At 63.2% G+C, this 22422-nt stretch carries 21 protein-coding genes; 13 read left to right on the top strand and 8 right to left on the bottom strand.

Going from position 1 to position 22422, the window contains the following annotated elements; translation table 11 throughout:
• Positions 1-120 precede the first annotated feature (120 nt).
• Positions 121-1956, bottom strand: a complete 1836-nt coding sequence (locus tag OIS53_RS01400) for a sulfatase-like hydrolase/transferase (protein ID WP_264680601.1) — start codon at positions 1954-1956, stop codon at positions 121-123.
• Between the two features lie 486 nt (positions 1957-2442).
• Here OIS53_RS01400 and OIS53_RS01395 point away from each other — a divergent pair, with 486 nt between their 5' ends.
• Both OIS53_RS01395 and OIS53_RS01390 read left to right on the top strand, forming a co-directional pair.
• Positions 2443-4281 (top strand): glycosyltransferase, encoded by a 1839-nt coding sequence (locus OIS53_RS01395; protein WP_264680600.1) that lies wholly within the window; start codon positions 2443-2445, stop codon positions 4279-4281.
• A gap of 44 nt (positions 4282-4325) precedes the next feature.
• Positions 4326-4847 (top strand): hypothetical protein, encoded by a 522-nt coding sequence (locus OIS53_RS01390; RefSeq protein WP_264680599.1) that lies wholly within the window; start codon positions 4326-4328, stop codon positions 4845-4847.
• A gap of 91 nt (positions 4848-4938) precedes the next feature.
• Here the strand turns inward: OIS53_RS01390 and OIS53_RS01385 are convergent, their stop codons facing one another.
• Positions 4939-5961 carry a fasciclin domain-containing protein gene (locus OIS53_RS01385; RefSeq protein WP_264680598.1) on the bottom strand — a complete coding sequence of 341 codons (1023 nt, stop codon included), beginning with the start codon at positions 5959-5961 and terminating at the stop codon, positions 4939-4941.
• A 161-nt stretch (positions 5962-6122) separates the two neighbouring features.
• On the opposite strand from OIS53_RS01385, the gene OIS53_RS01380 reads away from it, so the two are divergent.
• From OIS53_RS01380 to trpS, 5 genes are all read left to right on the top strand, one after another.
• Complete coding sequence (locus OIS53_RS01380; RefSeq protein ID WP_264680597.1) at positions 6123-6971, top strand: DUF4198 domain-containing protein; 849 nt, start codon at positions 6123-6125, stop codon at positions 6969-6971.
• A 112-nt stretch (positions 6972-7083) separates the two neighbouring features.
• A complete protein-coding gene (locus OIS53_RS01375; RefSeq protein ID WP_044002696.1) occupies positions 7084-7458 on the top strand; it encodes an STAS domain-containing protein in 375 nt (124 codons plus the stop codon).
• A gap of 115 nt (positions 7459-7573) precedes the next feature.
• Positions 7574-8485 carry a ribonuclease Z gene (locus OIS53_RS01370; RefSeq protein ID WP_264680595.1) on the top strand — a complete coding sequence of 304 codons (912 nt, stop codon included), beginning with the start codon at positions 7574-7576 and terminating at the stop codon, positions 8483-8485.
• Between the two features lie 117 nt (positions 8486-8602).
• A complete protein-coding gene (locus tag OIS53_RS01365) occupies positions 8603-9304 on the top strand; it encodes a queuosine precursor transporter (protein ID WP_264680594.1) in 702 nt (233 codons plus the stop codon).
• 105 nt (positions 9305-9409) lie between these two features.
• On the top strand, positions 9410-10387 hold the full coding sequence (trpS, locus tag OIS53_RS01360) for a tryptophan--tRNA ligase (protein ID WP_264680593.1): 978 nt from the start codon (positions 9410-9412) through the stop codon (positions 10385-10387).
• Between the two features lie 200 nt (positions 10388-10587).
• Here the strand turns inward: trpS and OIS53_RS01355 are convergent, their stop codons facing one another.
• The 6 genes from OIS53_RS01355 to OIS53_RS01330 all read right to left on the bottom strand — a co-directional run bounded on the left by OIS53_RS01355 (position 10588) and on the right by OIS53_RS01330 (position 15061).
• Positions 10588-11436, bottom strand: coding sequence for a hypothetical protein (locus OIS53_RS01355; protein ID WP_264680592.1), 849 nt, complete (start codon positions 11434-11436; stop codon positions 10588-10590).
• A 99-nt stretch (positions 11437-11535) separates the two neighbouring features.
• Positions 11536-12663 carry a CaiB/BaiF CoA transferase family protein gene (locus tag OIS53_RS01350; protein ID WP_264680591.1) on the bottom strand — a complete coding sequence of 376 codons (1128 nt, stop codon included), beginning with the start codon at positions 12661-12663 and terminating at the stop codon, positions 11536-11538.
• A 384-nt stretch (positions 12664-13047) separates the two neighbouring features.
• A complete protein-coding gene (locus tag OIS53_RS01345; protein WP_264680590.1) occupies positions 13048-13731 on the bottom strand; it encodes an ATP-binding cassette domain-containing protein in 684 nt (227 codons plus the stop codon).
• Positions 13728-13985, bottom strand: coding sequence for a hypothetical protein (locus OIS53_RS01340; protein WP_264680589.1), 258 nt, complete (start codon positions 13983-13985; stop codon positions 13728-13730). Before OIS53_RS01340 ends, OIS53_RS01345 begins: the two co-directional genes overlap by 4 nt.
• 132 nt (positions 13986-14117) lie before the next feature.
• The gene (locus OIS53_RS01335) at positions 14118-14315 is read right to left on the bottom strand and encodes a hypothetical protein (protein ID WP_264680588.1); all 198 of its coding nucleotides are present in this window, start codon (positions 14313-14315) and stop codon (positions 14118-14120) included.
• Complete coding sequence (locus OIS53_RS01330; protein WP_264680587.1) at positions 14315-15061, bottom strand: class I SAM-dependent methyltransferase; 747 nt, start codon at positions 15059-15061, stop codon at positions 14315-14317. Before OIS53_RS01330 ends, OIS53_RS01335 begins: the two co-directional genes overlap by 1 nt.
• A gap of 135 nt (positions 15062-15196) precedes the next feature.
• Between OIS53_RS01330 and OIS53_RS01325 the strand changes: the two genes are divergently transcribed.
• From OIS53_RS01325 to OIS53_RS01300, 6 genes are all read left to right on the top strand, one after another.
• Positions 15197-16213 (top strand): Gfo/Idh/MocA family protein, encoded by a 1017-nt coding sequence (locus OIS53_RS01325; RefSeq protein ID WP_264680586.1) that lies wholly within the window; start codon positions 15197-15199, stop codon positions 16211-16213.
• Between the two features lie 140 nt (positions 16214-16353).
• Positions 16354-18411, top strand: coding sequence for a tetratricopeptide repeat-containing sensor histidine kinase (locus tag OIS53_RS01320; RefSeq protein ID WP_264680585.1), 2058 nt, complete (start codon positions 16354-16356; stop codon positions 18409-18411).
• A 36-nt stretch (positions 18412-18447) separates the two neighbouring features.
• Complete coding sequence (locus OIS53_RS01315; RefSeq protein WP_264680584.1) at positions 18448-19086, top strand: response regulator; 639 nt, start codon at positions 18448-18450, stop codon at positions 19084-19086.
• A gap of 281 nt (positions 19087-19367) precedes the next feature.
• On the top strand, positions 19368-19823 hold the full coding sequence (locus tag OIS53_RS01310) for a hypothetical protein (RefSeq protein WP_264680583.1): 456 nt from the start codon (positions 19368-19370) through the stop codon (positions 19821-19823).
• A gap of 8 nt (positions 19824-19831) precedes the next feature.
• Entirely contained in the window at positions 19832-20380 is a 549-nt protein-coding gene (locus OIS53_RS01305) for a hypothetical protein (RefSeq protein WP_264680582.1), read from the top strand.
• A gap of 321 nt (positions 20381-20701) precedes the next feature.
• Complete coding sequence (locus OIS53_RS01300) at positions 20702-22303, top strand: DEAD/DEAH box helicase (RefSeq protein ID WP_264682290.1); 1602 nt, start codon at positions 20702-20704, stop codon at positions 22301-22303.
• Positions 22304-22422: the final 119 nt, after the last annotated feature.

Below are 22422 nucleotides of genomic sequence, written 5' to 3'. Positions count from 1 at the left end.
GGTTTGTTAGGTGACGAAGGAGTGGGGAGTGCGCAGCAAGAAGAAACGAGCGGATGAGAGAAGGCTCAGGAACAGGAGCTGCGCCCGTTCCTTTTTAGGCGCGGTTCTTCCTCTACAGAACTACTCTACTACCAGCCGGCGGCTTTGCACCTGCCCTTGGCTGCTGCGGGCTTTTACCACGTACACACCAGGACCGTAGCGCTTCAGCAAGTACACTCTGCGGAAGCCTCCCTCAGCTGCCACCGTTTCCAGGGCTATTACCCGGCCGCTGCGCACATCCACCACGCAGATTTCCACCCGGCCGTTGGTGGCCGCCCCCGTCACGGTGCACACGCCGCTGGTGGGGTTGGGGCTTACTTCCAGGTGCAGCGAGGCTGCGGCTGGCTGCTCGGTGTTGGCTGCCGCGGACAGCGAGGCGCGGGCCGCCACAGGGGTAGTGCCGCCGGGGTTGTCGTGGCGGTCGGTCAGGGCCTTGAGCTGGGCGGGGTCCAGCAGCGGGTCCTGGGTGTCCTGGCGCCACTTCAGCAGCTTGGCCCGCAGTTCGTCCTGCTTCTCCTTGTTCACGCCCGAGGTCTGGCCCGCCAGGTTGGTGAACTCAAACGGGTCCACGTTCAGGTCGTACAGCTCCTCGGCGGGCGGCGTCTTTAGCGTGTTGAAAACGGTGCGCACCAGGGTGTTGTTGTAGCGGGGCTCGGCGGCAAACGTGGGTGCGTTGTCGTTGTCGGAAGCTGCGCCCCCAAAAACGCGGCCAGGCAGCAGGTTCACAATCAGCTTGTAGCGGCCATCCGTGACGGTGCGGCGCGGGAAGTAGTAGCCCTTCGAGAATATGTGGCTGGTGTACTCGGTGCACAGCGCGTCGCGGCGCACGTAGCCGGGGCCGTTGAGCACCTGCTTGAACGAGCGGCCCGCTAGTCCGGCCGGAATGGCTACGCCCGTGGCGTCGAGCACCGTGGGCACAATGTCCACCGTCGAAATCAGGGCGTTGCTGGTGAAGTTGGGACGGCCCTGGCCCGGCAGGCGCACCAGGAAGGGCACGCGCACACCGGCTTCGTAGTTGGTTTGCTTGCTGCGCGCGAACGGCGAGCCATGGTCGCCCAGGAAAATGACCAGGGTGTTGTGGTCTTTGCCGGCTGCTTTCAGCGCCTGCATCAGCATCCCAACGCCTTCGTCGATGCGCTTCACCCCGTTGTAGTACCCGGCGATGCTGTCGCGCTGGCCCGGCCCGTTCACGCTGCTCTGGAAGTACCACGTCGGTACGTCGGCGCCCGTGAGCGGCGTGGCCGGCAGGCCAGCTACCTGCTTGCGGAAGCGGCGGTGCGGGTCGTTATAGTTGACCATCAGGAAGAAGGGCTCGGTGGAAGCCGTGAAGAAGGTCTTGGCCCGGTCGGCCGTTTTCTGCACGTCGTTGGTGAAAAACCACGTTTCCTTGGTAGCAAACCGAAACGCCGACTCCGGGTAGACGTGCAGCTTGCCCAGGATGCCAGTGCGGTAGCCGGCAGCCTTGAGCAGGGTGGGCAGGGTTTGCACGCCCGCCTTCATCTCGTAAGTGCTGCCCTTGTAGGCCAGCCCGATTTGCCCGTTTTGGTGGGGATAGAGCCCGGTGAGCATGCTGCTGCGCGAAGGGCTGAACGAGGCCTGGGTTACGTAGGCCTTGCTGAAGCGAGTCCCCTCCACGGCCAACTGGTCGAGGTTAGGCGTTTTCATCACCTTGTCGCCGTAGCAGCTGAGCTGGGTGCCTAGGTCGTCGGATACCACCAGCAGCACGTTGAGCTTGGGAGTTGCGGGCGCCGTTTGGGCCAGCGGGGTGCGTAGGCGGTTGGCCGGCTTGGTGATGAAGGCCATCAGAAAGCTGACCAGTGCCAGCAGCAGGAAAGCGCCCAGGCCCAGCGGCCCCACATGAGGACGGTGGCGGCCTTGCTGATGCACCAGGAAATCGGGCGGGTAAGAATGTTTCATGGGGCGCGGGAAGGTTTTGGTTGGGAAAAGGGCGGAACCGCCCCTGGCGGCTTTCTGGTTGGTAGTGCGAAGAACGTATTGTTCAGCCGGGCAGGAAAAGGGCTACCTGCCTTATCAGGATGAAGTCCTTAATTCCTAGTACCAACGTCCTGATTTTTGGTACCAGCTCTATCTTGGTAAGTCAATATTCATTTAGACATTATTCATATCCAACGGCTCCTTGTGTTCTTTGCTTCTATCTTCCTTGTGTTAATCGGCCGTATTCGGCACACCTAGGGGTAGGTCTCGTCAGTGGCAGCTGCCGTTGTCAGCTAATATCAGCTGCCACAGCCATTCAGGCAGTTTGCAGATGTGCTGCCCGTATGGGGTAAGAATCAGTCGCCGTCCTGGCTGATTTCTGTTCCTGGTGGCATTTTCTTTTAACTACTGGCTGCGTAAACTCCAGCAGGCCGTATATCTTGCCCGGCGTCCCACCATCCTTCCCGTATGCAAGCCCCCCAACCTACCCCCGACCCCATTGTCCCGGATGCCCTGCTCGTGGAAGTTGCCTGGGAGGTCTGCAACCAGGTCGGCGGCATTTACACCGTCATTCGCTCCAAGGTGCCGGCCACGGTGCAGGGCTGGGACGACCGGTACTGCCTGCTGGGCCCCTACTTCGCCCAGCAAGCCCAGGGCGAGTTTGAGCCCTACGACGACCAGCAGCTTCAGGCCTTCCAGGACCCGTTTGCCGGAGCCGTGCGCGAGATGCGCCGCCGCGGCTACGACGTGTGCATGGGCATCTGGCTCGTAACGGGCCGCCCGCGGGTGGTGCTCATCAACCCCTTCCAGGCTTACCCGCAGCTGGCCCAACTCAAAACCGACCTCTGGCTCCACCACGCCATTCCCACCCCCGACCACGACGACCTCCTGCACCAGGTGGTGGCGTTTGGGCATCTGGCCAAGGTGTTCCTGCAGATTCTGGCCGCCGAGGTGGTGCCGCCCCAGCGCGTAGTAACGCACTTTCATGAGTGGATGACGGGCGTGGCCATTCCGGCCCTACGCCGCGAGCAGGTGCCCCTGCACCTGGTGTTTACCACCCACGCCACGCTGCTGGGCCGCTACCTGGCCATGAACGACCCCAACTTCTACGACCACCTCATGCAGGTGGAGTGGCAGGCCGAAGCCCGGCACTTCAACATTGAGCCGGCCGTGACCATGGAGCGGGCCGCCGCCCACGGTGCCCACGTGTTTACTACGGTGAGTGAGCTAACGGTGCGGGAGTGTATTTATCTGTTAGATAGAATTCCGGATGCCGTGCTGCCCAACGGCCTCAACATCGAGCGGTTTGTGGCCCTGCACGAGTTTCAGAACCTGCACCAGCAGTACAAGTCGAAGATTCACGAGTTTGTGATGGCGCACTTCTTCCAGTCGTACTCCTTCGATTTGGATAAGACCTTGTACCTGTTTACAAGTGGGCGCTACGAGTACCACAACAAGGGCTTCGACCTGACGCTGGAGGCCCTGGCCCGCCTCAACTACCGCCTGCAGCAAAGCAACCTGGACGGGCAGGTGGTCATGTTCTTCATCACCAAGCGGCCCTTCTACAGCATCAATCCGCAGGTGCTCCAGAGCCGGGCCGTGCTCAACGAGGTGCAGGAAACCTGCGAGGCCATTGAGCGGCAGGTGGGCGAGCGGCTGTTCTACGCCGCCGCCGCCAGCACCGACCACCGCCTCCCCGACCTCGACGCCCTGGTGGACGACTACTGGAAGCTGCGCTACCGCCGCACCCTGCAAAGCTGGAAGACCACCAGCCTGCCCCCGGTCATCACCCACAACCTCGTGGACGACGCCCAGGACGAGATTCTGAGCTTTCTGCGGCGGGCCAATCTGGTAAACAACCGGCACGACCGGGTGAAAATCGTGTACCACCCCGACTTTGTGTCGCCGGCCTCGCCGCTGTTTGGCATGGAATACGGCCAGTTTGTGCGGGGCTGCCACCTGGGCATCTTCCCCAGCTACTACGAGCCCTGGGGCTACACCCCGCTCGAGTGCGTGGCCCGCGGCGTACCCGCCGTCACGTCGGACCTCAGCGGCTTCGGCGACTACGTGATGCAAACCGTGCCTCAGCACGAGGAAAAAGGCATTTTCGTGGTGCGCCGCCAGGAAAAGAGCTTCGATGAGGCCGCCGAGGAGCTGACCGACATGCTCTGGCAGTTTGTGCAGCTCACCCGCCGGGAGCGAATCACCCAGCGCAACCAGGTGGAAAGCTCCGCCGAGCTATTTGATTGGAAAAACCTGCGCCACCACTACGACCGGGCCTACGCCCTGGCCCTGGAGCGGGAATAGTATTAGCTCTATATTACGGCCCCTTTACTCTCATTTAAGCCTACATGACTTCTCGTATCTTGTTCATCATCATTTTAAAAGTTATTGGTTTACTGGCTCTGAAGGACATTTTGGTGGGATTGTTTGGCGCACTACCAGCGCTTGGGTATGCTTTTCAGGAGGCCGGTAGTGTAGAAGGCGTGATATATCTGCTTGTGTTGGTGGGTAGCGTAGCACTGTATTGCCTGCTGCCCTACGCTTTCATCTTTAAGCCAGCATGGTTAGCTGATAAGCTTCAGTTGAGTAGCGGCATCGAGCAGGAAGCCATTCCCCTGGCAGTCCACCGCTCTACTATTCTCAGTGTGGCGATTATTGTGGTGGGAGGGCTACTACTCGTCAATGAACTGCCCAACTTTCTTCGCCTGCTACTGGCCTACTCGCAGGAACGCCGAGGCGGTGTAATTGACCCTGAGCTGACAAACCTGGTTCAGACAGCCACTAAAATAGCGCTTGGCGCTCTGCTCATCAGCAAGCAGCGCCAGCTGGTCAACTTCATCGAGTATCAGCGCCGACGACAGCCCGCGTAGCGACTCCCGCCATACCATAGAAAAAGGTCCGGTTCTCGACACGAGAGAATCGGACCTTTTTCTATGACAATACCTACCCTACCCTTGTTGGCTAGGGCCGGATTACCTGGTCGATGACGTGCACCACGCCGTTGGTGGCCAGGATGTCAACGGTGGCGGCTGTGTTGCCGATGTTAGCCGCTGTACCTGAGCCACCACGCACGGTAAAGCCACCGCTGGTCGTCGTGCCTATGGTAACGTTACCGCCCAGCGTGGCTACCGTACCCGCCGCCAGGTCCGAGGAAAACACCCGGCCCGTGCTGATAACGTGGCGCGAAAGAATGGCCGTCAGGTCGGCGTCGGAGACGGAGCTGAGCGAATTATTGCCCAGCAGGGCCCGGAAGGCAGCATCGGTGGGCGCAAACACGGTTACGTTCACGCCAGCATTACCGGCCGCGGCCAGAATGGGTGCCGCGGCGGGCCGCTGCAAGGCCTGGAGCAGCAAGGTAAACTCGGGGTTGGTGGCGCGACTGGCAGCGCTGGTCACCAGCTGCGCGATGGTCTGGCTGGGCGGCATCAGCACGTTGTCGATGGCGTGGATGGTGCCGTTGCTCGCTGCCACATCGGCTGTTACCACGCGGGTTCTGCCGTTGATAAAGACGTTGGCGCCGCTCTTGGTCAGGTAGATGGTATTGTCGTTGACACCGGAGCTGGCGGGGCGGGCCGTGGTGCGGGAGCTGGCGCCGGCCGGAATGTCGGCCGCCTTAATGTTGGCTCCCACCACGTGGTAGAGCAGAATGCTGCGCAGCGTGGCAATCTGGTTGGCATCGGTAATGGCCGTGATGTTGGCGGCCGTATTGAAGGGCGGCTGCAGCTTGGCAAAGGCGTCGTTGGTGGGCGCAAACACCGTGAAAGGACCCGTGCCGCTCAGCGTAGTGCCCAGGTCGGCTTTCGTAACAGCGGCCACCAGCACACTGAAGGATGCGTTGCCCTGGGCTACCTGCACAATATTCTGCGACGAGGCCGGGGGCGTGGTGGCCTCATCGTCGTCGCAGGCCGTCAGGCTCAGGCCGAGCGCGGCACATACCCACAACGCCAGTACTCGCAGCATCGGCCAGGGGTGAGAAAGGGGCATTCTATTCATTTGCCAAATGATTAAGGTGAAGAAGTAACGTGTTCTGATAGTAACACTAGTAAACCCTCTATATTGTTGGGCCTGGTTCTTAACTTTTTCTTTGCCTCACTGCTCTGGCCTGATCAGTAGCCGTCAGTCGTTTTTTGCCCCGCACTCTGCTCATGCCCCTTTCCTTTGCACCTGGTTTCCGGAAGGCCTTTTGTGTACCTATCTGCCTGGCCGCTGGCGCCGCTGCGGCCCACGAGTTTTGGCTGGAGCCGGCCCGCTTTGTGGTGGCACCCGGCGCGGCGGTGCACCTGCGGCGGCTGGTGGGCGAGAGTTTTCGGGGCCAGGCCTGGGCCGGCCAGAGCCGCCGGGTAGTGCAGCTGCTGCACCTGGCGCCTGGCAGTGCGCCCACCAACCTGCTGCCCGCCGCCACGGCCGCCGACACGCTCAGCACCACGGTGGTGCTGCGCCGGCCCGGCACCCACCTGCTGGCTCTGGCCTCCAACGAAGCCCTGCTCGCGCTGCCCGCCGACCAGTTCACGGCCTACTTGCAGGCCGAAGGCCTGACCCAGGCCCTGGCCCTGCGCCAGCAGCGCGGCCACGCTGCCCAGCCCGGCCGCGAAGCCTACCGCCGCTGCGCCAAAACCCTGGTACAGGCCGGCCCCGCCCTCCCCTCTGACACTGCCCGCGCCTGGGGCCGGGTAGCAGGCTTACCCCTGGAGCTGGTGCCCGAGCAAAACCCCTACCAGCTGGGGCCCGGCGCAGCCCTCACGGTGCGGGTGCTGGCTGCCGGGCGCCCCGTGGCCGGGCAGCTGGTGCGGCTGTGGCGCCGCGGTGCCCGGCCCCAGGCCCTGCTGAGCACGGTGCACAGCAACCAAAACGGCCGGGCACTGTTACGCTTATCCGAGCCGGGCGAGTACATGGTCAGCACATTGCGTATGCAGCCCGTAGCTCGCCCCGACGCCGACTGGCAAAGCACCTGGAGCACGTTAACGTTCAGTTTTCAACCGGTTTCTCAGCCTTAAATCCTCATTTTTTAAAAACAAAGTCCTACGGGCGCAACTTTAACAGCCCCCTTCCGACGAACATTTTTTTTGCTACCTTCGCAACTCCCATAATCATTGAACCACCGACGGCATGAAGTACTCCATCGATAAGAAGGAAACCTACACGATTATTACGATTGACGAGAAGAAGCTCGACACTACCGTTGCGCCGGATCTTAAATCGGAATTCGTGAAGCTAAACGCGGAGGGCATTAATAACCTGATTCTTGACCTCAGCAACGTAAAGTACACGGACTCGTCGGGGCTCAGCTCTATTCTGATTGCCAACCGCTTGTGCAACTCCACCGGCGGCCTGCTGGTGCTCACCGGCCTGCAAGACCACGTGATGAAGCTTATTACCATCAGCAAGCTGGAATCGGTGCTGCACATTCTGCCCACCGTGGAAGAAGGCATTGACCGGATTTTTCTGCACGCCATTGAGCGTGACCTGACCAGCAAGGAATAGCTTCTTTCGAGCCGCAAGCTATAAGCTGCAAGCTGCAAGCTTCTGTTCTGCCGACTAGCTCGCAGGGCCGGAGCTTGCAGCTTGCAGCTTATAGCTTGTCGCTTTTTTCGCCCGCATGGAGTTTGAGCTGAAAATCTTAGGCAGCGCCTCGGCCACCCCCTTCCTCGACCGGCACCACACGGCCCAGGTGCTGACCGTGAACGGCAGCCAGTACCTGATTGACTGCGGCGAAGGCACCCAGCACCGCCTGATGGAGTACAAGATTCGCCACCAGCGCATCCACACCATCTTTATCAGCCACCTCCACGGCGACCATTTCTTCGGGCTGTTTGGGCTGCTGGGCACCATGCACCTCAACGGCCGCCAGGAGCCCCTGCGCCTGTTCGGGCCAGCCGGCCTCGACGAAATCCTGACCACGCAGTTCCGCCACTCCGCCACTCACCTCGGCTTCGAGCTGGAGTTTACGGCCGTGGATACCACCCAGCCGGCGCTGGTGTTTGAGGACAAGAACCTGACGGTGCACACGCTGCCCATGCGCCACCGCATTCCGTGCTGCGGCTACCTGTTTCGGGAGCAGCCGCGGCGGCGACGCCTGCTGGCCGAGCGCCTGCCCGCCGGCCTCACGCCCGCCCAGCTCGGCGCCCTGGCCGCCGGCGACGATGTGGTGGACGCCGCTGGCCACCTGCTGGTGCGCAACGCCGACGTGACGGCCGCACCCCGGCCCGCCCGCACTTACGCCTTCTGCTCCGACACGCTCTACACGCCCGGCCTGGCCGAGCTGGTGCACGGCGTGGACCTGCTCTACCACGAGGCCACCTTCCTAGACGAGCTGCGCGACCGGGCCCAGCTTACCCACCACTCCACGGCCCGCCAGGCCGGGCAGCTGGCCCGCCAGGCCCAGGTGCAGCGCCTGCTCATCGGGCACTTCTCCAGCCGCTACCGGGAGCTGGAACCGTTGCTGGCCGAGGCCCGCACCGAGTTTGAGCCCACGGACCTGGCCGTGGAAGGCCTGACGGTTTCGGTTTGATTCAGACATAAGACGGTGAGAAGTGAGACATGAGACATGAGACTTTCGTGCTGATGGTTTGCTTGCCGCCGCATCTTGCGCCCGAACATCGTCTCATGTCTCACTTCTCACCGTCTCATGTCTAAAAGAAAACAGCAGCTCTACCTGGTGCTCAGTGGCATTTTTATCACCAATGCGCTGCTGGCGGAGATTATTGGGGTGAAGATATTTTCGGCGGAGGCCCTGCTGGGGCTGCCCGGCAACCTCACGGCCGGCGTGCTCATCTGGCCCGTGGTGTTTGTCACCACCGACATCATCAACGAGTACTTCGGGCGCGAGGGCGTGCTGCGGGTGAGCTACCTCACGGTGGCCCTGATCTTGTTTGCCTTTCTGGTGATTTACCTCACCACCAAGCTGCCTCCGGCGGCCTTCTGGCTCGACGTCAACAAGACCGATGCCCAGGGCCGGCCGTTCAACATTGACTACGCCTACCAAAGCATCTTCCGGCAGGGCGGCAACATCATTGTGGGCTCCATCGTGGCTTTTTTCGTGGCCCAGGTGCTCGATGCCACGGTGTTTCAGCTGCTGCGCCGGGCCACGGCGGGGCGTTACGTGTGGCTGCGCGCCACGGGCTCCACGCTGGTTTCGCAGCTGGTCGATTCGTTTGTGGTGCTGTTTGTGGCCTTCTACCTGTTCGGCAACTGGACGCTGGAGCAGGTGCTGAGCGTGGCAAACACCAATTACTGGTATAAATTCGCGGCCGCCATCCTGCTCACGCCGGTGCTCTACCTCGCCCATTTCCTCATCGACCGGTATGTGGGTCGGGAAGCCGCCGCGTAGGGGCGCGTCGCACGCGCCCGCCGGTGCTGGCCGTTTCGCGCCAATCTGCCGGCTATCAACCCAACGACCGGGCGCGTGCGACGCGCCCCTACCGCAAAGCATCTTATGTCCCGCATCCTTACCGGCATTCAGAGCACGGGCCGCCCCCACCTGGGCAACCTGCTCGGCGCTATCCTTCCGGCCATTGAGCTGTCGAAAAACGCGCAGAACGAGTCGTTGTACTTCATTGCCGACCTGCACTCGCTCACGACGGTGCGCGACGCCGACACGCTGCGCCAGAACACCTACGCCGTGGCCGCCGCCTGGCTGGCTTGTGGGTTCGATACCGACAAGAACCTGTTTTACCGCCAATCCGACGTGCCGCAGGTGACGGAGCTGGCCTGGTATCTGTCGTGCTTCACGCCTTATCCGATGCTGGCCAACGCCCACTCATTCAAGGACAAGTCGGATCGGCTGTCGGACGTGAATGCGGGCCTGTTTACCTACCCCGTGCTCATGGCCGCCGACATCCTGCTCTACGACGCCGATGTGGTGCCCGTGGGCAAGGACCAATTGCAGCACCTGGAAATCACGCGCGACATTGCCGCGGCCTTCAACAGCCGCTACGGCGAGACGCTAGTACTGCCCCAGGCCCGCATCGACCAGGAGCTGATGACAATTCCGGGCATTGATGGCCTGAAGATGAGCAAGAGCTACGGCAACACCATCGACATTTTCGCTGACGACAAATTCCTGCTCAAAACCATCCGCAGCATCGTGTCGGACAGCACCCCGCTGGAAGCCCCCAAAAACCCCGACACCGATACTACTTTCAAGCTTTACTCCCTGCTGGCCACACCCGACGAAACCGCCGCCATGCGGGCCAACTACCTCAACGGCGGCTACGGCTACGGCCACGCCAAGCAGGCCCTCTACGAGCTGATTCTGCGCCGCTTCGCCACGGAGCGGGAGCGGTTCAGCTTCTACATGAACAACCTGCCCGAAGTAGACGCCCGCCTCGCCGAAGGCGCCCGCAAAGCCCAGGCCTACGGCGCCGAAGTCCTGAACAAGGTCCGCGAGAAAGTAGGGTATCTGCGGCGGTGAAATAGTGAGGAGGTAACAGGTGACAGGTGACAAGTGATAGGTAACGAGTAGACCGTCATGCTGAGCGCAGCCGGAGGCGCAGTCGAAGCATCTCTACCGCTTCGTTGAACAAGCATCAGGAAGTTAGCCCGCGGGAGAGATGCTTCGACTACGCCTCCGGCTGCGCTCAGCATGACGGCCTTTCTACTCACTACTCACTACTAATATGGCAGGCCGTCGGTGGCCGCGAGGTACTGCTGCTCGCCCGAAAAGCTGAAGCCTACCTTGCGCGGGCGGCTTACCTGCTGGTTTTCCAGCTTCTGCTTCACGCTGATTTTCTGGATGTCGTCCAGGGGCGGGGCAATAAGGTCGTTGTTGACAGCAGCAATCATGGCGCTTTCCACGAAGAGCTTCAGGTCGTCTTCCGTTACTTTGTTGTCCGACATATCGTTGTCGGGCAGTTCCAGCTGCTGCACGCCTTCCAGGAAGTAGTGGTTGTCGTAGTTGATGAGCAGGCGACCTACCAGGTAGCCGGGGTCGTTCATGCGCTGGTACTTGATGGAGTCGGCCATGAAGTTGTAGGCCATGATGTGGCCGAAAAACCGGCGCCGGAAATCCTCCTGCACGTAGGGCGTCGACATGGGGCCGTAGTCGTCGGGGAAGGTCACGATGTTGGAGTGCAGCACAAACACCAGCAAGTCGCCGGAGAAGCGGATGTGAAACTCCATGTCGTTGACGGGCCGGTACTCGATTATCACCGACGAATCGACGGGCGTAATCTTGCGGCTCAGCTCCACCACCAGCTCCTGCGTTACTTTGCGCAGCAAGTCAAACGTAGCCAGGGTGTTGCGGTAGATGGCCTGCTTCACGGTTGACTTCTGCCGCAGGCCATCAAAAATCAGGTCGAGGCGGTCGGCGGGCGTTGGGCCGGGGGAGCCGGCCTCGTTGGGTGCGGCATTATCGGTATTGGGCGAGCCGGCCGGTAGCGGCGGGAGCGGGGCGCCGGGGGTGCCGTCGTCGGTGTGGGGTGAGGCAGCGGGGGCAAGTGCAGAGGCAGGCAGTTCGTCCATACAAACAAAGAGGAAAGTGCAAAGGCGTAGCTGAGTTGAACCTACGCAAAATAACCACCGCGGAGTTTTGACGCTGCCCAACTCGGTAAGTGGGCCGCATTAGCCGGCCAACGGCGGTGGCGGCAGCAGCTGCTCCGCCACGGGCCAGGCATTGCTCCGAAAAGCTACCGTGCGCAGGCCCGCGTGCGGAAACGCCGGCGCGGGCGGCAGCAGCATAGCCTGGGCTGCGGCGGTTTGCAGGGCCTCCCCCACCGTGCGCACCGCCCCGGCCGGCACGGCCCGCCGCTCCAGCTCCGCCAGCAGCTCCGTGCCGCTGACCTCGGCAATCCGCTGGCGCAACAGCTCCTCCAGCTCCCGGCGGTGCCGCACGCGGGCCGGGTTGGTGGTAAAGCGGGCATCTCCGGCCCAGTCCGGGCGGCCCAGCACGGCGCACAGCTGCCGAAACTGCGGGTCGCTGCCCACGGCTAGCAGCAGGCGCACGCCATCCTGGGCCTGATACACAGTACCGTAGGGCACAATGCTGGGGTGGCCCGAGCCCAGGGGCTGGGGGTCGTGGCCGGTGACGAGATAGGTAGCGGCCTGGTTGGCCAGCGAGGCCAGGGCACTATCCCAGAGCGACACTTCCACCAGGGCGCCGCGGCCGGTTCGCTCCCGCTGGTAGAGGGCCGTGAGCAGGCCCTCTTTGAGCTGGTGGGCGGTAAGCAGGTCCATGAGGGCCACCGGCATTTTCTGGGGCTCGTGGCCGGATCCAGCGGCGTTGAGGTGCATAAAGCCAGCCTCAGCCTGGAGCACGGCGTCGTAGCCGGCGCGCGAGGTATCGGGGCCGTAGCCGGTGATGTGGCCGTAGAGCAGGCGCGGGTTCAGGGCGGAGAGCGTGGCGTAGTCGGCGGCCAGCTTCTCGGCGTCGCCGGGCTTGTAGGAGGCCAGCACGATGTCGGCCGCGGCGGCCAGGCGGTGCAGTTCCTGGCGGCCGGCGGGCTGGGTCAGGTCAAGCACCCGGCTCTGCTTGCCCCAGTTGGCGCAGGAGAAGTACGCCGATACGGGCGCGTCGGGGGCCTCGGCAGGGGTGCGCCAAGTGCGCGTCACGTCGCCGGCCGGGGCTTCAATCTTCAGCACCTCAGCACCCAGCTCGGCCAAAAACTGCCCTACCTGCGGCCCCGCCAGCACCGAGGCCAACTCCAGCACGCGTAAGCCGTGGAGGGGAAGCGGTTGGGAAGAATCTTTCATGCACGAAAGTAATATGCTTGCTGGCGTACCCTGGCGGCAGACTTAGGCAGCGAAGTTGCCGCGTCTGCCCGCCGATAAATGGGGCAAGTCTCCCGACTTGCGGCCGCCGAAGGCGGCCAGCCGGCACCGCGCCGCAGGAACTGGTAGTGGGCCAGACAGATGTAACGCGAAGTTTCACTTCGCGAGATGCTAGGACGACCGGTCCTGAATCGTTCTGGCGCGTCGCGAAGTGAAACTTCGCGTTACACTTCTCTGCCCCACCAGCTCATATGGTCCTGACGCGAGTTGGCCGCCTCCGGCGGCCGCAAGTCGGGAGACTTGCCCCATTCCTCGGCGGGCAGACGCCTCGCCTGCGGCGAGAAGTCTGCCGCCAGGCAGCACTTGTTACGACGCTAGGTAGCCTCGGTCGCGCAGGTCTGACTCAGGATTTCGCAGCAGCTCCAAGCGGCCGTTGCGCAGCAGGTACACTACATCGGCCAGGGCCAGCACTTCGGCGTAGCGGTGGTCGGTGATGAGCAGGCCGGTGCGGCGCTTGGCGGCTCGCAGCAGGTCAGCCAGGCGCTCCACATGCAAGGGCATGATGCCGGAGAACGGCTCGTCCAGGAGCAGAAACCGGCTGCTGCGGGCTACTAGCAGGAGCACTTGCAGCAGCCGCAGCGTTCCGCCCGACAGCTCATTCAGCCGCTGCCCGGACCGCACTTGTTCGCGCAGTTCGGGAAAGTCGGCCAGCGCCTCTTCTACGTCTACGCCCAGTAAGCCAGCCGCCGTTATTGCCGGCAGGTGTCCTGGTAGGAGCGGCACTTGGGGCAGGTAGCTCATCAGCCCCGGCACTGGGTAGGCGGGCACCACGCGGCGGCCGTTCACGCGTACCGAAGCATCTGGCACCGTTCGGGCCCCGAAAATGGTTTGCAGCAGCGTCGACTTGCCGCAGCCGTTGCGGCCCAGCAGAGCCACAATCTGTCCGGTCTGCACCCGCAGGTAGATGTCGGTAAGCAAGGGGCGCGCCCCGAAGCTGAGTTGAATCCCATCTGCCTCCAGCACCCAAGGGCTCGTATCAGCTGTGCTCATAGCCGGCTTAGAGCGTGGAGTAAAGCCAGCAGTCCACCAAGTAGTGCCGTATCGGCCAGCACCACGCCAGCCCACAGCTGCCGGGGCGACAGGTGCAGGTTACGGTATAGCCAATACTGATTCGGCCGAAACTTGCTGGTCAGGTAGATAACCGGCGGAAAGGTTAGCAGCTTGAGCAGCACAGCTGGCAGTAGGCGGGGCAACTGGCCCATCACGAACCACGAGGAAAGAACAACCAGGATGGATAGCGGCACGGTGAACGGCAGTACCGAACGATAAAAGAGCCACCCGGCCCGCAGATACATAATCATCGTTTCGTATACCTAATACGGCCGGGTAACGCATGGATCGGGTAATTTCGTCTTACAAAGTAGCGCGGGCCATCTTCAGCGGCGCATACTCCGCTCGATATGCCAAGCATCGGCCACACACTGCCGCCGCAGGACGTCCACATCCGGGCCCGTGCTGCTAACCTGGCGCCCGTCAGCAGCTTGCAGCACCCGATACACCCCATTGGAAACCTCCTTGATACGCTGATACCAACCAGGAGGAGGCAGCGGCGCAGTTTCGTGTTCTGATTTCATTACGCAGCTAACTTTCTACCTAGCCGCACAAACACCGGAAACCGCACCGTCCGCTCCTCAGCGCCCCAGTGGCGGGTCAGCTCGTCGGCCAGCAGCAGCACCGGGTCGTGGCCGTGCTGCTGCTGAAACTTCACGGCGCTGGACCAGGTGCGCAGGTAGTTCAGCATCCAGTCGGCCGACCACTGCCGCTCCACCTCGAAACGAGCGTGCTCCGTGGCCGCAAACGGAAACGGCAGGCGGGCGTACGCGTCGAGGATGTGCCAGCGGTTGGCATCCCAGTACGAACCGAGCGTGTCGTCGTGAAACTGCCGCAGCAGCGAGTCTAGGTGGGGGCTCACCTGCACCAGGCCGTAGCCCCATTCGGCCACCACGCCGCCCGGCCGCAGCACCCGGCTTACCTCGCCGTTGAAGGCCTCCATGTCGAACCAGTGCAGGGCCTGGGCCACGGTCACCAAGTCGAACGACGAGTCGGGAAAAGGCGGGTGCTCAGCGGGAGCCTGCTGGTAGATGATGCCAGGGTGAGCCGGTGCCTGGGCGAGCTGGGCCGCGCTGAGGTCGGTGGCATCTACGCGCGCGAAGTGCCGGGCCAGCACCTGGGCCACCTGCCCGTTGCCGGTGGCACAGTCCCAGGCCCGCTCCCGGCCCGGCACCCGCGCCAGCAGCCACTCATATAGGGCCGGCGGATAATCGATGCGGTAGCGGGCGTACAGGCTGGCCTGGGTTGAGAATCGGTCGAGAGCGGGCATGTTGGGATTGGTTGGTGGTTGGGGCAGAACACGTAGGAACAACTCCTTCTACGCCACCTTCCGCAAGATTAAATGGTCCGTACTTTACGCCGTCGTCAACTCCCACAAACCAATCCCCATCAACCAACCCCCAGCATGTCAACTCCCATCCAGACCGGCCTGCTGGCCTATGGCTTGTCGGGCCGCGTTTTTCACGCCCCGTTTCTGGCCGCGCACCCCGGCTTCCGGCTGCGGGCCGTGGTGGAGCGCAGCCAGCAGCGGGCCGCCGCCGACTACCCCGGCCTTGTCAGCTACGGCAGTGTTGAGGAACTGCTGCACGATTCTGCCATTGAGCTGGTGGTGGTCAACACCCCCAGCCATACCCACTTCGAGCTGGCCCAGCAAGCGCTGCAAGCCGGCAAGCACGTGCTGATGGAAAAGCCGGTGTGTACGTCGGTGGCGGAGCTGACGGCGTTGTTTGCGCTGGCCCGCACGGTCGGCCGCCACGTGCTGGCCTACCAGAACCGCCGCTGGGACTCCGACTTTCAGCTGGTGCGCCAGGTAGTGGAAAGCGGGCAGCTGGGCCCGCTCACGGAAGCGCACTTTCGCTTCGACCGCTACAAGCTGCCGCTCAACACCAAGCAGTTCAAGGAAGACCCCGCTTTGCGCGGCAGCGGCCTGCTTTACGACCTAGGCCCGCACGTGCTCGACCAAGCGCTGAGCTTGTTTGGGCCGCCGCGGCGGGTACGCAAAACCCTGGCCGCCCACCGTCCCGGCTCCCGTGTCGACGACTATTTCCACCTGCACCTGGAATACGCCGGCGGGCTGAACGTATTTGTGGGCGGCAGCCTGCTGGTGGCCGCGCCCGGCCCGGCCTACGCGCTGCACGGCACCGGCGGCAGCTTCACCAAAACCCGCGCCGACGTGCAGGAAGCCCAACTCGACCACGGCCTCTCGCCGCTCGACGCCGCCTACGGCCACGAGCCGGCCGTCGCCGAAGGCCGGCTGACGCTGGTGGCCGAAGACGGCACCCGAACCGAGTCGGCCGTGGCGGCCCCGCGCGGCAACTATGCGGCCTTGTTCGAAGCTGTGTACCAGGCTGTGCGCCACGGGCAGCCGTTTCCGGTCCGCGAAGACGAGCTGCGCTGGCAGCTGGAAGCGCTGGAAATGTAGTTGTACTGGCGGGAGAAGGTGGCCGACGAGGTGTTGGTGCAGCCTATGAGCGGCCGGTAGGGCGGGCCTATTTGCCAAAATCCACTTACTTTCCTGAGAGGGTGTGGCCGAAGCAGACGGCCGGCTGAACTGTGGAGTGTATGCACCATTTCCTGACTTATCGACTACTCTGCCGCCGGCCGGCGCCTTTCGGGTGGGTGCTGACGGCGCTGTTGGGGGCGTGGCTGCTGGGGCTGGCGCGGCCGAGCCGGGCCCAACTGGGCCGGGCCACGCCCGCCGACACGGCCCGCATTTCGGCGCTGGTGCAGCAAGGCCAAGCCGTGGAAAGCCAGCAGCCTACGGCGGCGGTGCGCTGCTACCAACGCGCCTTCACGCTGGCTGATAGCCTGGGCTACCCCGTCGGCTACTTCACGGCCACCCGCCACCTGGTTTTCGCCCTCAACAACCTGGGCCGCTACCCCGAAGCTAAGGCGTTGGCGTTGCGCGCCCTAGCGCGGGCGCGGCAGGACACGTCGAAAAACCACCTGGGCCAGAGCCATTTTGCGCTGGGCCTAACCGCTTGGAAGCAGGGCGAGTTCAAGGAAGCCGTGCGCCAGTACCACCAAGCCGAGCACTACATGCGCCAGTTGCACAAAACCTACAACCTAGGCGTCATCCACAACAACCTGGCGCTTATCTACCAGCAGCAAGAACTTTACGACCAAGCCCTGAAAGAACTGCAGCTGGCGTTGCAGTTCCAGCGCCAGACCAATGCCACCCCGCGCGACTTGGCCATTACGTACTTCAACATTGCCAGCAACTACTGGCGCCAACGCAACGGCCCGCAAGCCAAGCACTACTACCGGCTAACACGGCAACACCTCGATCCGCGCAAAGACCTCGACATTCTGGTAAACCTATACAACAACCTGGGCCAGATGTTTTTGCACCAAGCCGCCGACGCCTCGGCCGAGCGGCGGCGCATTCTTCACGACTCCAGCTTTTACTACCACCGCCAAGCCTTGCAGCTGAGCCGGCAGTTGCGCAGCCCCGTCGACGAGCTGCACCAGTTAAACGCCTTGGCCACTATCTACAACGACCAGCGAGAGTACGCCCAAGCCCGGCCTTTGCTGCAACGGGCGCTGGCCATGGTGCGCCAGCACGGCAACGCGCCCACGGAGCGCATAGCCATCTACCGCGGGTTCATCAACATGTACGAAGGGCAGCGCAACTTCGAGGCGGCCTACCGCTGGCGCGACCGATACGAGGCCGTGGCCGACTCGCTCGACAACCAAGCCACCAAGGATTTGCTGGAAAGCTACCGGCTAAAAGCGCAGCAGGCTAGTACCCAGCTGAAGCTGCAAGCCAAGCAAAACCAAATCAACGGCCTCCAAGACGAGCGGCGGCGCCAGCGCCTATGGTTGGTGCTGGCGGCCGTGACGGCCACGGCCGCGGCTGGCCTGCTGGCGCTGGGCTACTCCTATTACCAGCAGAAGCAGCGCGCTAACGCCCAGGCGCTGCTGGCCGTGCAGCGCCAGCAGGACTTGCTGGCCGTGCAGGCCGAGTTGCACGGGCAGCAAAAAGAGCGCGGGCGCATTGCCAAGGAGATGCACGACGACCTGGGCGGCTCGCTCACGGTTATCGGGCTGCTGAGCGAGGTGCTGAAAACCCGCCCCGGCACGGCCGCCGCGCCCGAGGTGCACAAGATTTCGGCCTTGTCGGCCGAGATGGTCACCAACCTGAACCAGATCATCTGGTCGCTGAACGCGCGCAACGACAGCCTCAACGGCCTGATTGCCTACATCCGCGCCTACGCCCGCGAGTTCCTCGACAACACCACCCTTGCGCTGCGCGTGCACGCCGCCGAGGCCGCCGAAGACGTGAGCATCAGCGGCGACGACCGGCGCAACCTCTTCCTCACCATCAAGGAGGCCTTGCACAACGTGGTCAAGCACGCTCAGGCCACGCGCGTGACCTTACGCCTGGAAGCCCGCGCCGGTACGCTGCTCATCGAGGTGTGCGACGATGGGCGCGGCCTGGCGCCGGGTGCTTCGCCCGCGGACCAGCGCAACGGGCTGACCAACATGGCTAACCGGATGCGCGAGTCTGGCGGCCAGTGCACCGTTGAGCCGGCGCCGGGCGGTGGCACCTGCGTGCGCCTCACGTATCCGTACCGCCCAACCGTAGCAGCGGCCTCGCCGAAAATACTGCAATTGTAGTATGGTGCCCGGCGCACTTTCTGCGCATTTTGCCGCATGAACCACGTCATTTCGGTTGCCATTGTTGAGGACAAAGACGACATCCGGCAGTCCTTGGCTATTTTGATTGGCGGCGCACCCGGCTTCGTGTGCCAGGCCACCTACGCCACGGCCGAAGCCGCGCTGGCCGAGCTGCCCGCCGCCCCGCCCGACATCGTGCTGATGGACATCGACTTACCGGGCATCAACGGTATCGAAGCCGTGCGCCAGCTCAAGCCGCAGTGCCCGGCCACGCAGTTTATGATGTGCACGGTGTACGACGAAGACGAGCCGGTATTCGACGCCCTCAAGGCCGGCGCCAACGGCTTCATTCTCAAGCGCACCCCGCCCCACCGCCTGCTCGAAGCCCTGGCTGAGCTGCACGACGGCGGCTCGCCGATGAGCAGCTCCATTGCCCGCAAAATCGTGGGCTCGTTTCAGGCCCACCCCGCCGCCGCGGCCGACGAGTTGGCCGCCCTCACGGCCCGCGAGCGGGAAATCCTCGACCGGTTGGCCCGCGGCTACAGCCATAAGGAAGTGGCCGACGAGTTGGTAGTGGCCCCTACCACCGTGCGCAAGCATATTTTCAACATCTACGAAAAGCTGCAAGTACACTCCAAGATTGCCGCCGTGAATAAATACCTGGGCCGCGGCTAGGCGGCCGAGCTGCAGCCTAAAGCAGCTGCAGAAGCTGTTGCGGGCACAGAAAGCAGGCCCGGACCGCATGGTCCGGGCTTTGTGCGTTGCCCCGGCCGGACACCGCGCTCCAACAAGCAGGCTATAGGCCGAAGCCCATGCCTCGTCCAACGGCAGAACAGGGCTTCAAGAAGCTAAAAATCATGCAAATGCGGTATGGTGCGGCGCCAGCTGCGCGGCTAGGTTTGCCTCACCGATTCGCTGGGAATCGGGCTGCGCTTCACCTTCCAAACCCCATTGCCATGAACAAGCTGCTGTTTTTCCTTTTCCCGCTGCTGCTGGTCCTCACGGGCTGCCCGAAAGACAAAGAAAAAGACCCCGAGCCGGCCAAGCCCGCCGCGGCCGTCGCCGGCACCTACACGCTGTCGGCGTTCCGCTACTCCGACTCCGACGGCACCACTAACCTGCCCACGTTGCCCACCACTATCAACGGGCGCACTGTTTCCGGCACCGTGGTCCTGACGCAAGTGAGCGGGCAAGATGCTAAGGTGAGCCTGAAGCTAACGCTGAAAATCACTGGCCAGCAAGACGCTGTCATCGACATCGACGAAATCGGGGTGGAAGGTTCCGGACCTTACACGCTCAAGCTTGACGGCCAGTCGGTGGGCAGCGTGGACGGCAACACGTGCACGTTCAGCGTGTCGGAAACCGATCAGCAAGGGCAGCATGTGGAGCTGTCGTTTACGGGCCGCAAATAAGCCGCACCATGCACGCACTCAACCGATTTCTCGCCGTGGGCGCGCTTTTGGCCGCGGCGCTGCTGGGCCGGCCCCGCGCGGTCCACGCCCAAGGCGGGCAGCACGTGCTGTTCCTGGGCTCCGAGCTGGGTGTGGGCGTGGGCCGCTACAACGGCATCGGCCTGCTCACCGGCCCCGACATCCGCTACCAGCTGCCGCTCGGCCGGCAGTTTGCCCTCACCGCCAGAACCGGCCTCGACGTATTTTTTGTGAAGGGCCGCTACTCCGAGTACTACCGCTACTATTATGGCCCCACCACTGGCCTGTCGATTCCGGTGACGGTAGGCCCGCGCTTTTACATCGTCGAAGGGCTGCACACCAGCCTCAACCTGGGCGTCGACATCGGGGTGAACCGGCTGACTACTACCAGTTTCCACTTCGAGCCCGGGGTGGGCTACGCCTTGCCTGTCGGCAAGGGCAACTACGTGGACCTGGGTACCAGCTTTGGCACGAGCTTTAGCCAGGGCAGTGGGGTGTTTCTCTTCACCTTTGCTTACGGCCTGAACCTGAACCGTTGACGAGTTCCTTCCTCGGGTTATTATCTATTATCCGCCGCTTCCGGCCCGCCTGTGCGGGGCGGGAGCGGCGGCTTGCGTTGGTGGCGAGGCTTTCAAAGACGCCGTGACCAAACGCGCCGCTTAGGCAACCGCCAAGGCTCGCCACACGCAACCGCCGCGCTGTTCGGCTCCGCGTCCTATCCCTTATCTTTGCCGCCCACACACAGGCGGTTTGCTGACCGAGGAAGCGAAGGTCAGCCCATTTTTCATCATAATTTCAGCTGAACCTTGACGTTTCACGAATTCAACCTCCACGACGACCTGCTGGCTGGCATCGACGCCATGAACTACCTGCAGGCCACACCCATTCAGGAGCAGGCCATTCCCCGCATTATCGACGGCAAAGACCTGATTGCCTGCGCCCAGACCGGCACCGGCAAAACGGCCGCCTACCTGCTGCCCCTCATCGACAAGATTTCCCACGCCAAGCACGGCACCACCTCCACGCTCATTTTGGTGCCCACGCGGGAGCTGGCCACCCAGATTGACGAGCAGGTCATGGGCTTCGGCTACTACGTTGAAGTCAGCTCCATTGCCATTTATGGCGGGGGCAAAAGCGAGGGCTGGGAGCAGCAGAAGCGCGCCCTCACCTCCGGCGCCGACATCATCATTGCCACGCCCGGCCGCCTCATTGCCCACATGCAGATGGGCTACGTGAAGTTCGACGACCTGAAGTACCTGGTACTGGACGAGGCCGACAAGATGATGGACATGGGCTTCTCCGATGACATCCTCAACATCGTGCGGCAGCTGCCCAAGCAGCGGCAGACCCTGCTGTTCTCGGCCACCATGCCCAACAAAATCCGCGACTTCTCGAAGCAGATTTTGCAGGACCCCGAGGAAATCCGCCTGGCCGTGAGCAAGCCCGCCGAGGGCATCGACCAGCAGTTCTATATGGCTTTCGACCGCCAGAAGATTTACCTGCTCGAACACATCATCAAAACCCAGGACGTGCAGAGCATGGTGCTGTTTACGAGCCAGAAAGCGGCCGTGGGCGGTATTGTGCGGGCCATCAACAAGCTGGGCTACGAGGCCAAGGGCATCAGCTCGGACCGCACGCAGGAGGAGCGTGAGCAAATCATGCGCGAGTTCAAAAACAAGCAGTTCCCCATCCTGGTAGCCACCGACGTGCTCAGCCGCGGCATCGATATCGACTCGCTGAGCCACGTGGTGAACTATGACATTCCGCGCGCCGCCGAGGACTACGTGCACCGCATTGGCCGCACGGCCCGCGCCGCCACCAAAGGCACGGCCATTACCTTCATTTCGGACCAGGACCAGGACCGCGTGGTGAAGATTGAGCGCCTGATTGAGCGCGAAATCGAGAAGCAGAAAATCACCGAAGAACTAGGCCTAGGCGAAGCGCCCGAGTTTGACCCCAAACGCTTCAGCGGTTTGCGCGGCAAAATCGGCGGGCGGCCCGAGCGTGGTGGCCGCCACGGCGGCTCCGGCCGCGACCGGGGCCCGCGCCCCGAAGGCGGTGGCCGCTCTGGCAGTGGCCCGCGCGACAACCGCGCCCCCCGCCCCGACCGTGGCCACGGCAAGCCCGACGCCGACCAGCAAGCCCGCATTGCCAAGGCCCAGGCCGCCCTGGCTGCCCTGGACGCCGGCGAAAAGCCCGCCCAGCCCTATGAGCGCCTGGCCCGCGAACCGCGGCCGGAGGGCGAGGGCCGGCCCCGCCGGGAGCCTCGCGCCCCGCGCCCCCCGCGCCCGGAAGGCGAAGCTGCCGCCCCCGAACCACGGGCCGAAGGCGAACAGCGCGAAGGCCAGCGCCGCAGGAAGCGGGGCGGCCGCAACCGCAACGGCCGCGACCCGCGCCCGGAAGGCGGCGCCCCAGCGGCAGAGCCTACGGCTGCCGCACCGATTGCCCCGAGTGCTGAGTAACTGAAAAACGCCTCCGCTGCCACTATAGCGGGGGCGTTTTTGGTGGTAACTTGTTTTCCGGAAGCTGTTAGCCACTCGCGGTAATGGTGGGCCGGCTGTATCTTGCCTCTTCTCATCCC

This window comes from Hymenobacter sp. YIM 151500-1 (genome assembly GCF_025979885.1).
GTDB lineage: Bacteria > Bacteroidota > Bacteroidia > Cytophagales > Hymenobacteraceae > Hymenobacter.
Note: the sequence above shows the minus strand (reverse complement) of the source record. Positions and strands in the feature narration are given on the sequence as shown.

Coding starts and splice junctions, on each gene's coding strand:
- OIS53_RS01400 (WP_264680601.1), bottom strand. CDS start 1,956: ATGAAACATTCTTACCCGCCCGATTTCCTGGTGCATCAGCAAGGCCGC.
- OIS53_RS01395 (WP_264680600.1), top strand. CDS start 2,443: ATGCAAGCCCCCCAACCTACCCCCGACCCCATTGTCCCGGATGCCCTG.
- OIS53_RS01390 (WP_264680599.1), top strand. CDS start 4,326: ATGACTTCTCGTATCTTGTTCATCATCATTTTAAAAGTTATTGGTTTA.
- OIS53_RS01385 (WP_264680598.1), bottom strand. CDS start 5,961: ATGCCCCTTTCTCACCCCTGGCCGATGCTGCGAGTACTGGCGTTGTGG.
- OIS53_RS01380 (WP_264680597.1), top strand. CDS start 6,123: ATGCCCCTTTCCTTTGCACCTGGTTTCCGGAAGGCCTTTTGTGTACCT.
- OIS53_RS01375 (WP_044002696.1), top strand. CDS start 7,084: ATGAAGTACTCCATCGATAAGAAGGAAACCTACACGATTATTACGATT.
- OIS53_RS01370 (WP_264680595.1), top strand. CDS start 7,574: ATGGAGTTTGAGCTGAAAATCTTAGGCAGCGCCTCGGCCACCCCCTTC.
- OIS53_RS01365 (WP_264680594.1), top strand. CDS start 8,603: ATGTCTAAAAGAAAACAGCAGCTCTACCTGGTGCTCAGTGGCATTTTT.
- trpS (WP_264680593.1), top strand. CDS start 9,410: ATGTCCCGCATCCTTACCGGCATTCAGAGCACGGGCCGCCCCCACCTG.
- OIS53_RS01355 (WP_264680592.1), bottom strand. CDS start 11,436: ATGGACGAACTGCCTGCCTCTGCACTTGCCCCCGCTGCCTCACCCCAC.
- OIS53_RS01350 (WP_264680591.1), bottom strand. CDS start 12,663: ATGAAAGATTCTTCCCAACCGCTTCCCCTCCACGGCTTACGCGTGCTG.
- OIS53_RS01345 (WP_264680590.1), bottom strand. CDS start 13,731: ATGAGCACAGCTGATACGAGCCCTTGGGTGCTGGAGGCAGATGGGATT.
- OIS53_RS01335 (WP_264680588.1), bottom strand. CDS start 14,315: ATGAAATCAGAACACGAAACTGCGCCGCTGCCTCCTCCTGGTTGGTAT.
- OIS53_RS01330 (WP_264680587.1), bottom strand. CDS start 15,061: ATGCCCGCTCTCGACCGATTCTCAACCCAGGCCAGCCTGTACGCCCGC.
- OIS53_RS01325 (WP_264680586.1), top strand. CDS start 15,197: ATGTCAACTCCCATCCAGACCGGCCTGCTGGCCTATGGCTTGTCGGGC.
- OIS53_RS01320 (WP_264680585.1), top strand. CDS start 16,354: ATGCACCATTTCCTGACTTATCGACTACTCTGCCGCCGGCCGGCGCCT.
- OIS53_RS01315 (WP_264680584.1), top strand. CDS start 18,448: ATGAACCACGTCATTTCGGTTGCCATTGTTGAGGACAAAGACGACATC.
- OIS53_RS01310 (WP_264680583.1), top strand. CDS start 19,368: ATGAACAAGCTGCTGTTTTTCCTTTTCCCGCTGCTGCTGGTCCTCACG.
- OIS53_RS01305 (WP_264680582.1), top strand. CDS start 19,832: ATGCACGCACTCAACCGATTTCTCGCCGTGGGCGCGCTTTTGGCCGCG.
- OIS53_RS01300 (WP_264682290.1), top strand. CDS start 20,702: ATGAACTACCTGCAGGCCACACCCATTCAGGAGCAGGCCATTCCCCGC.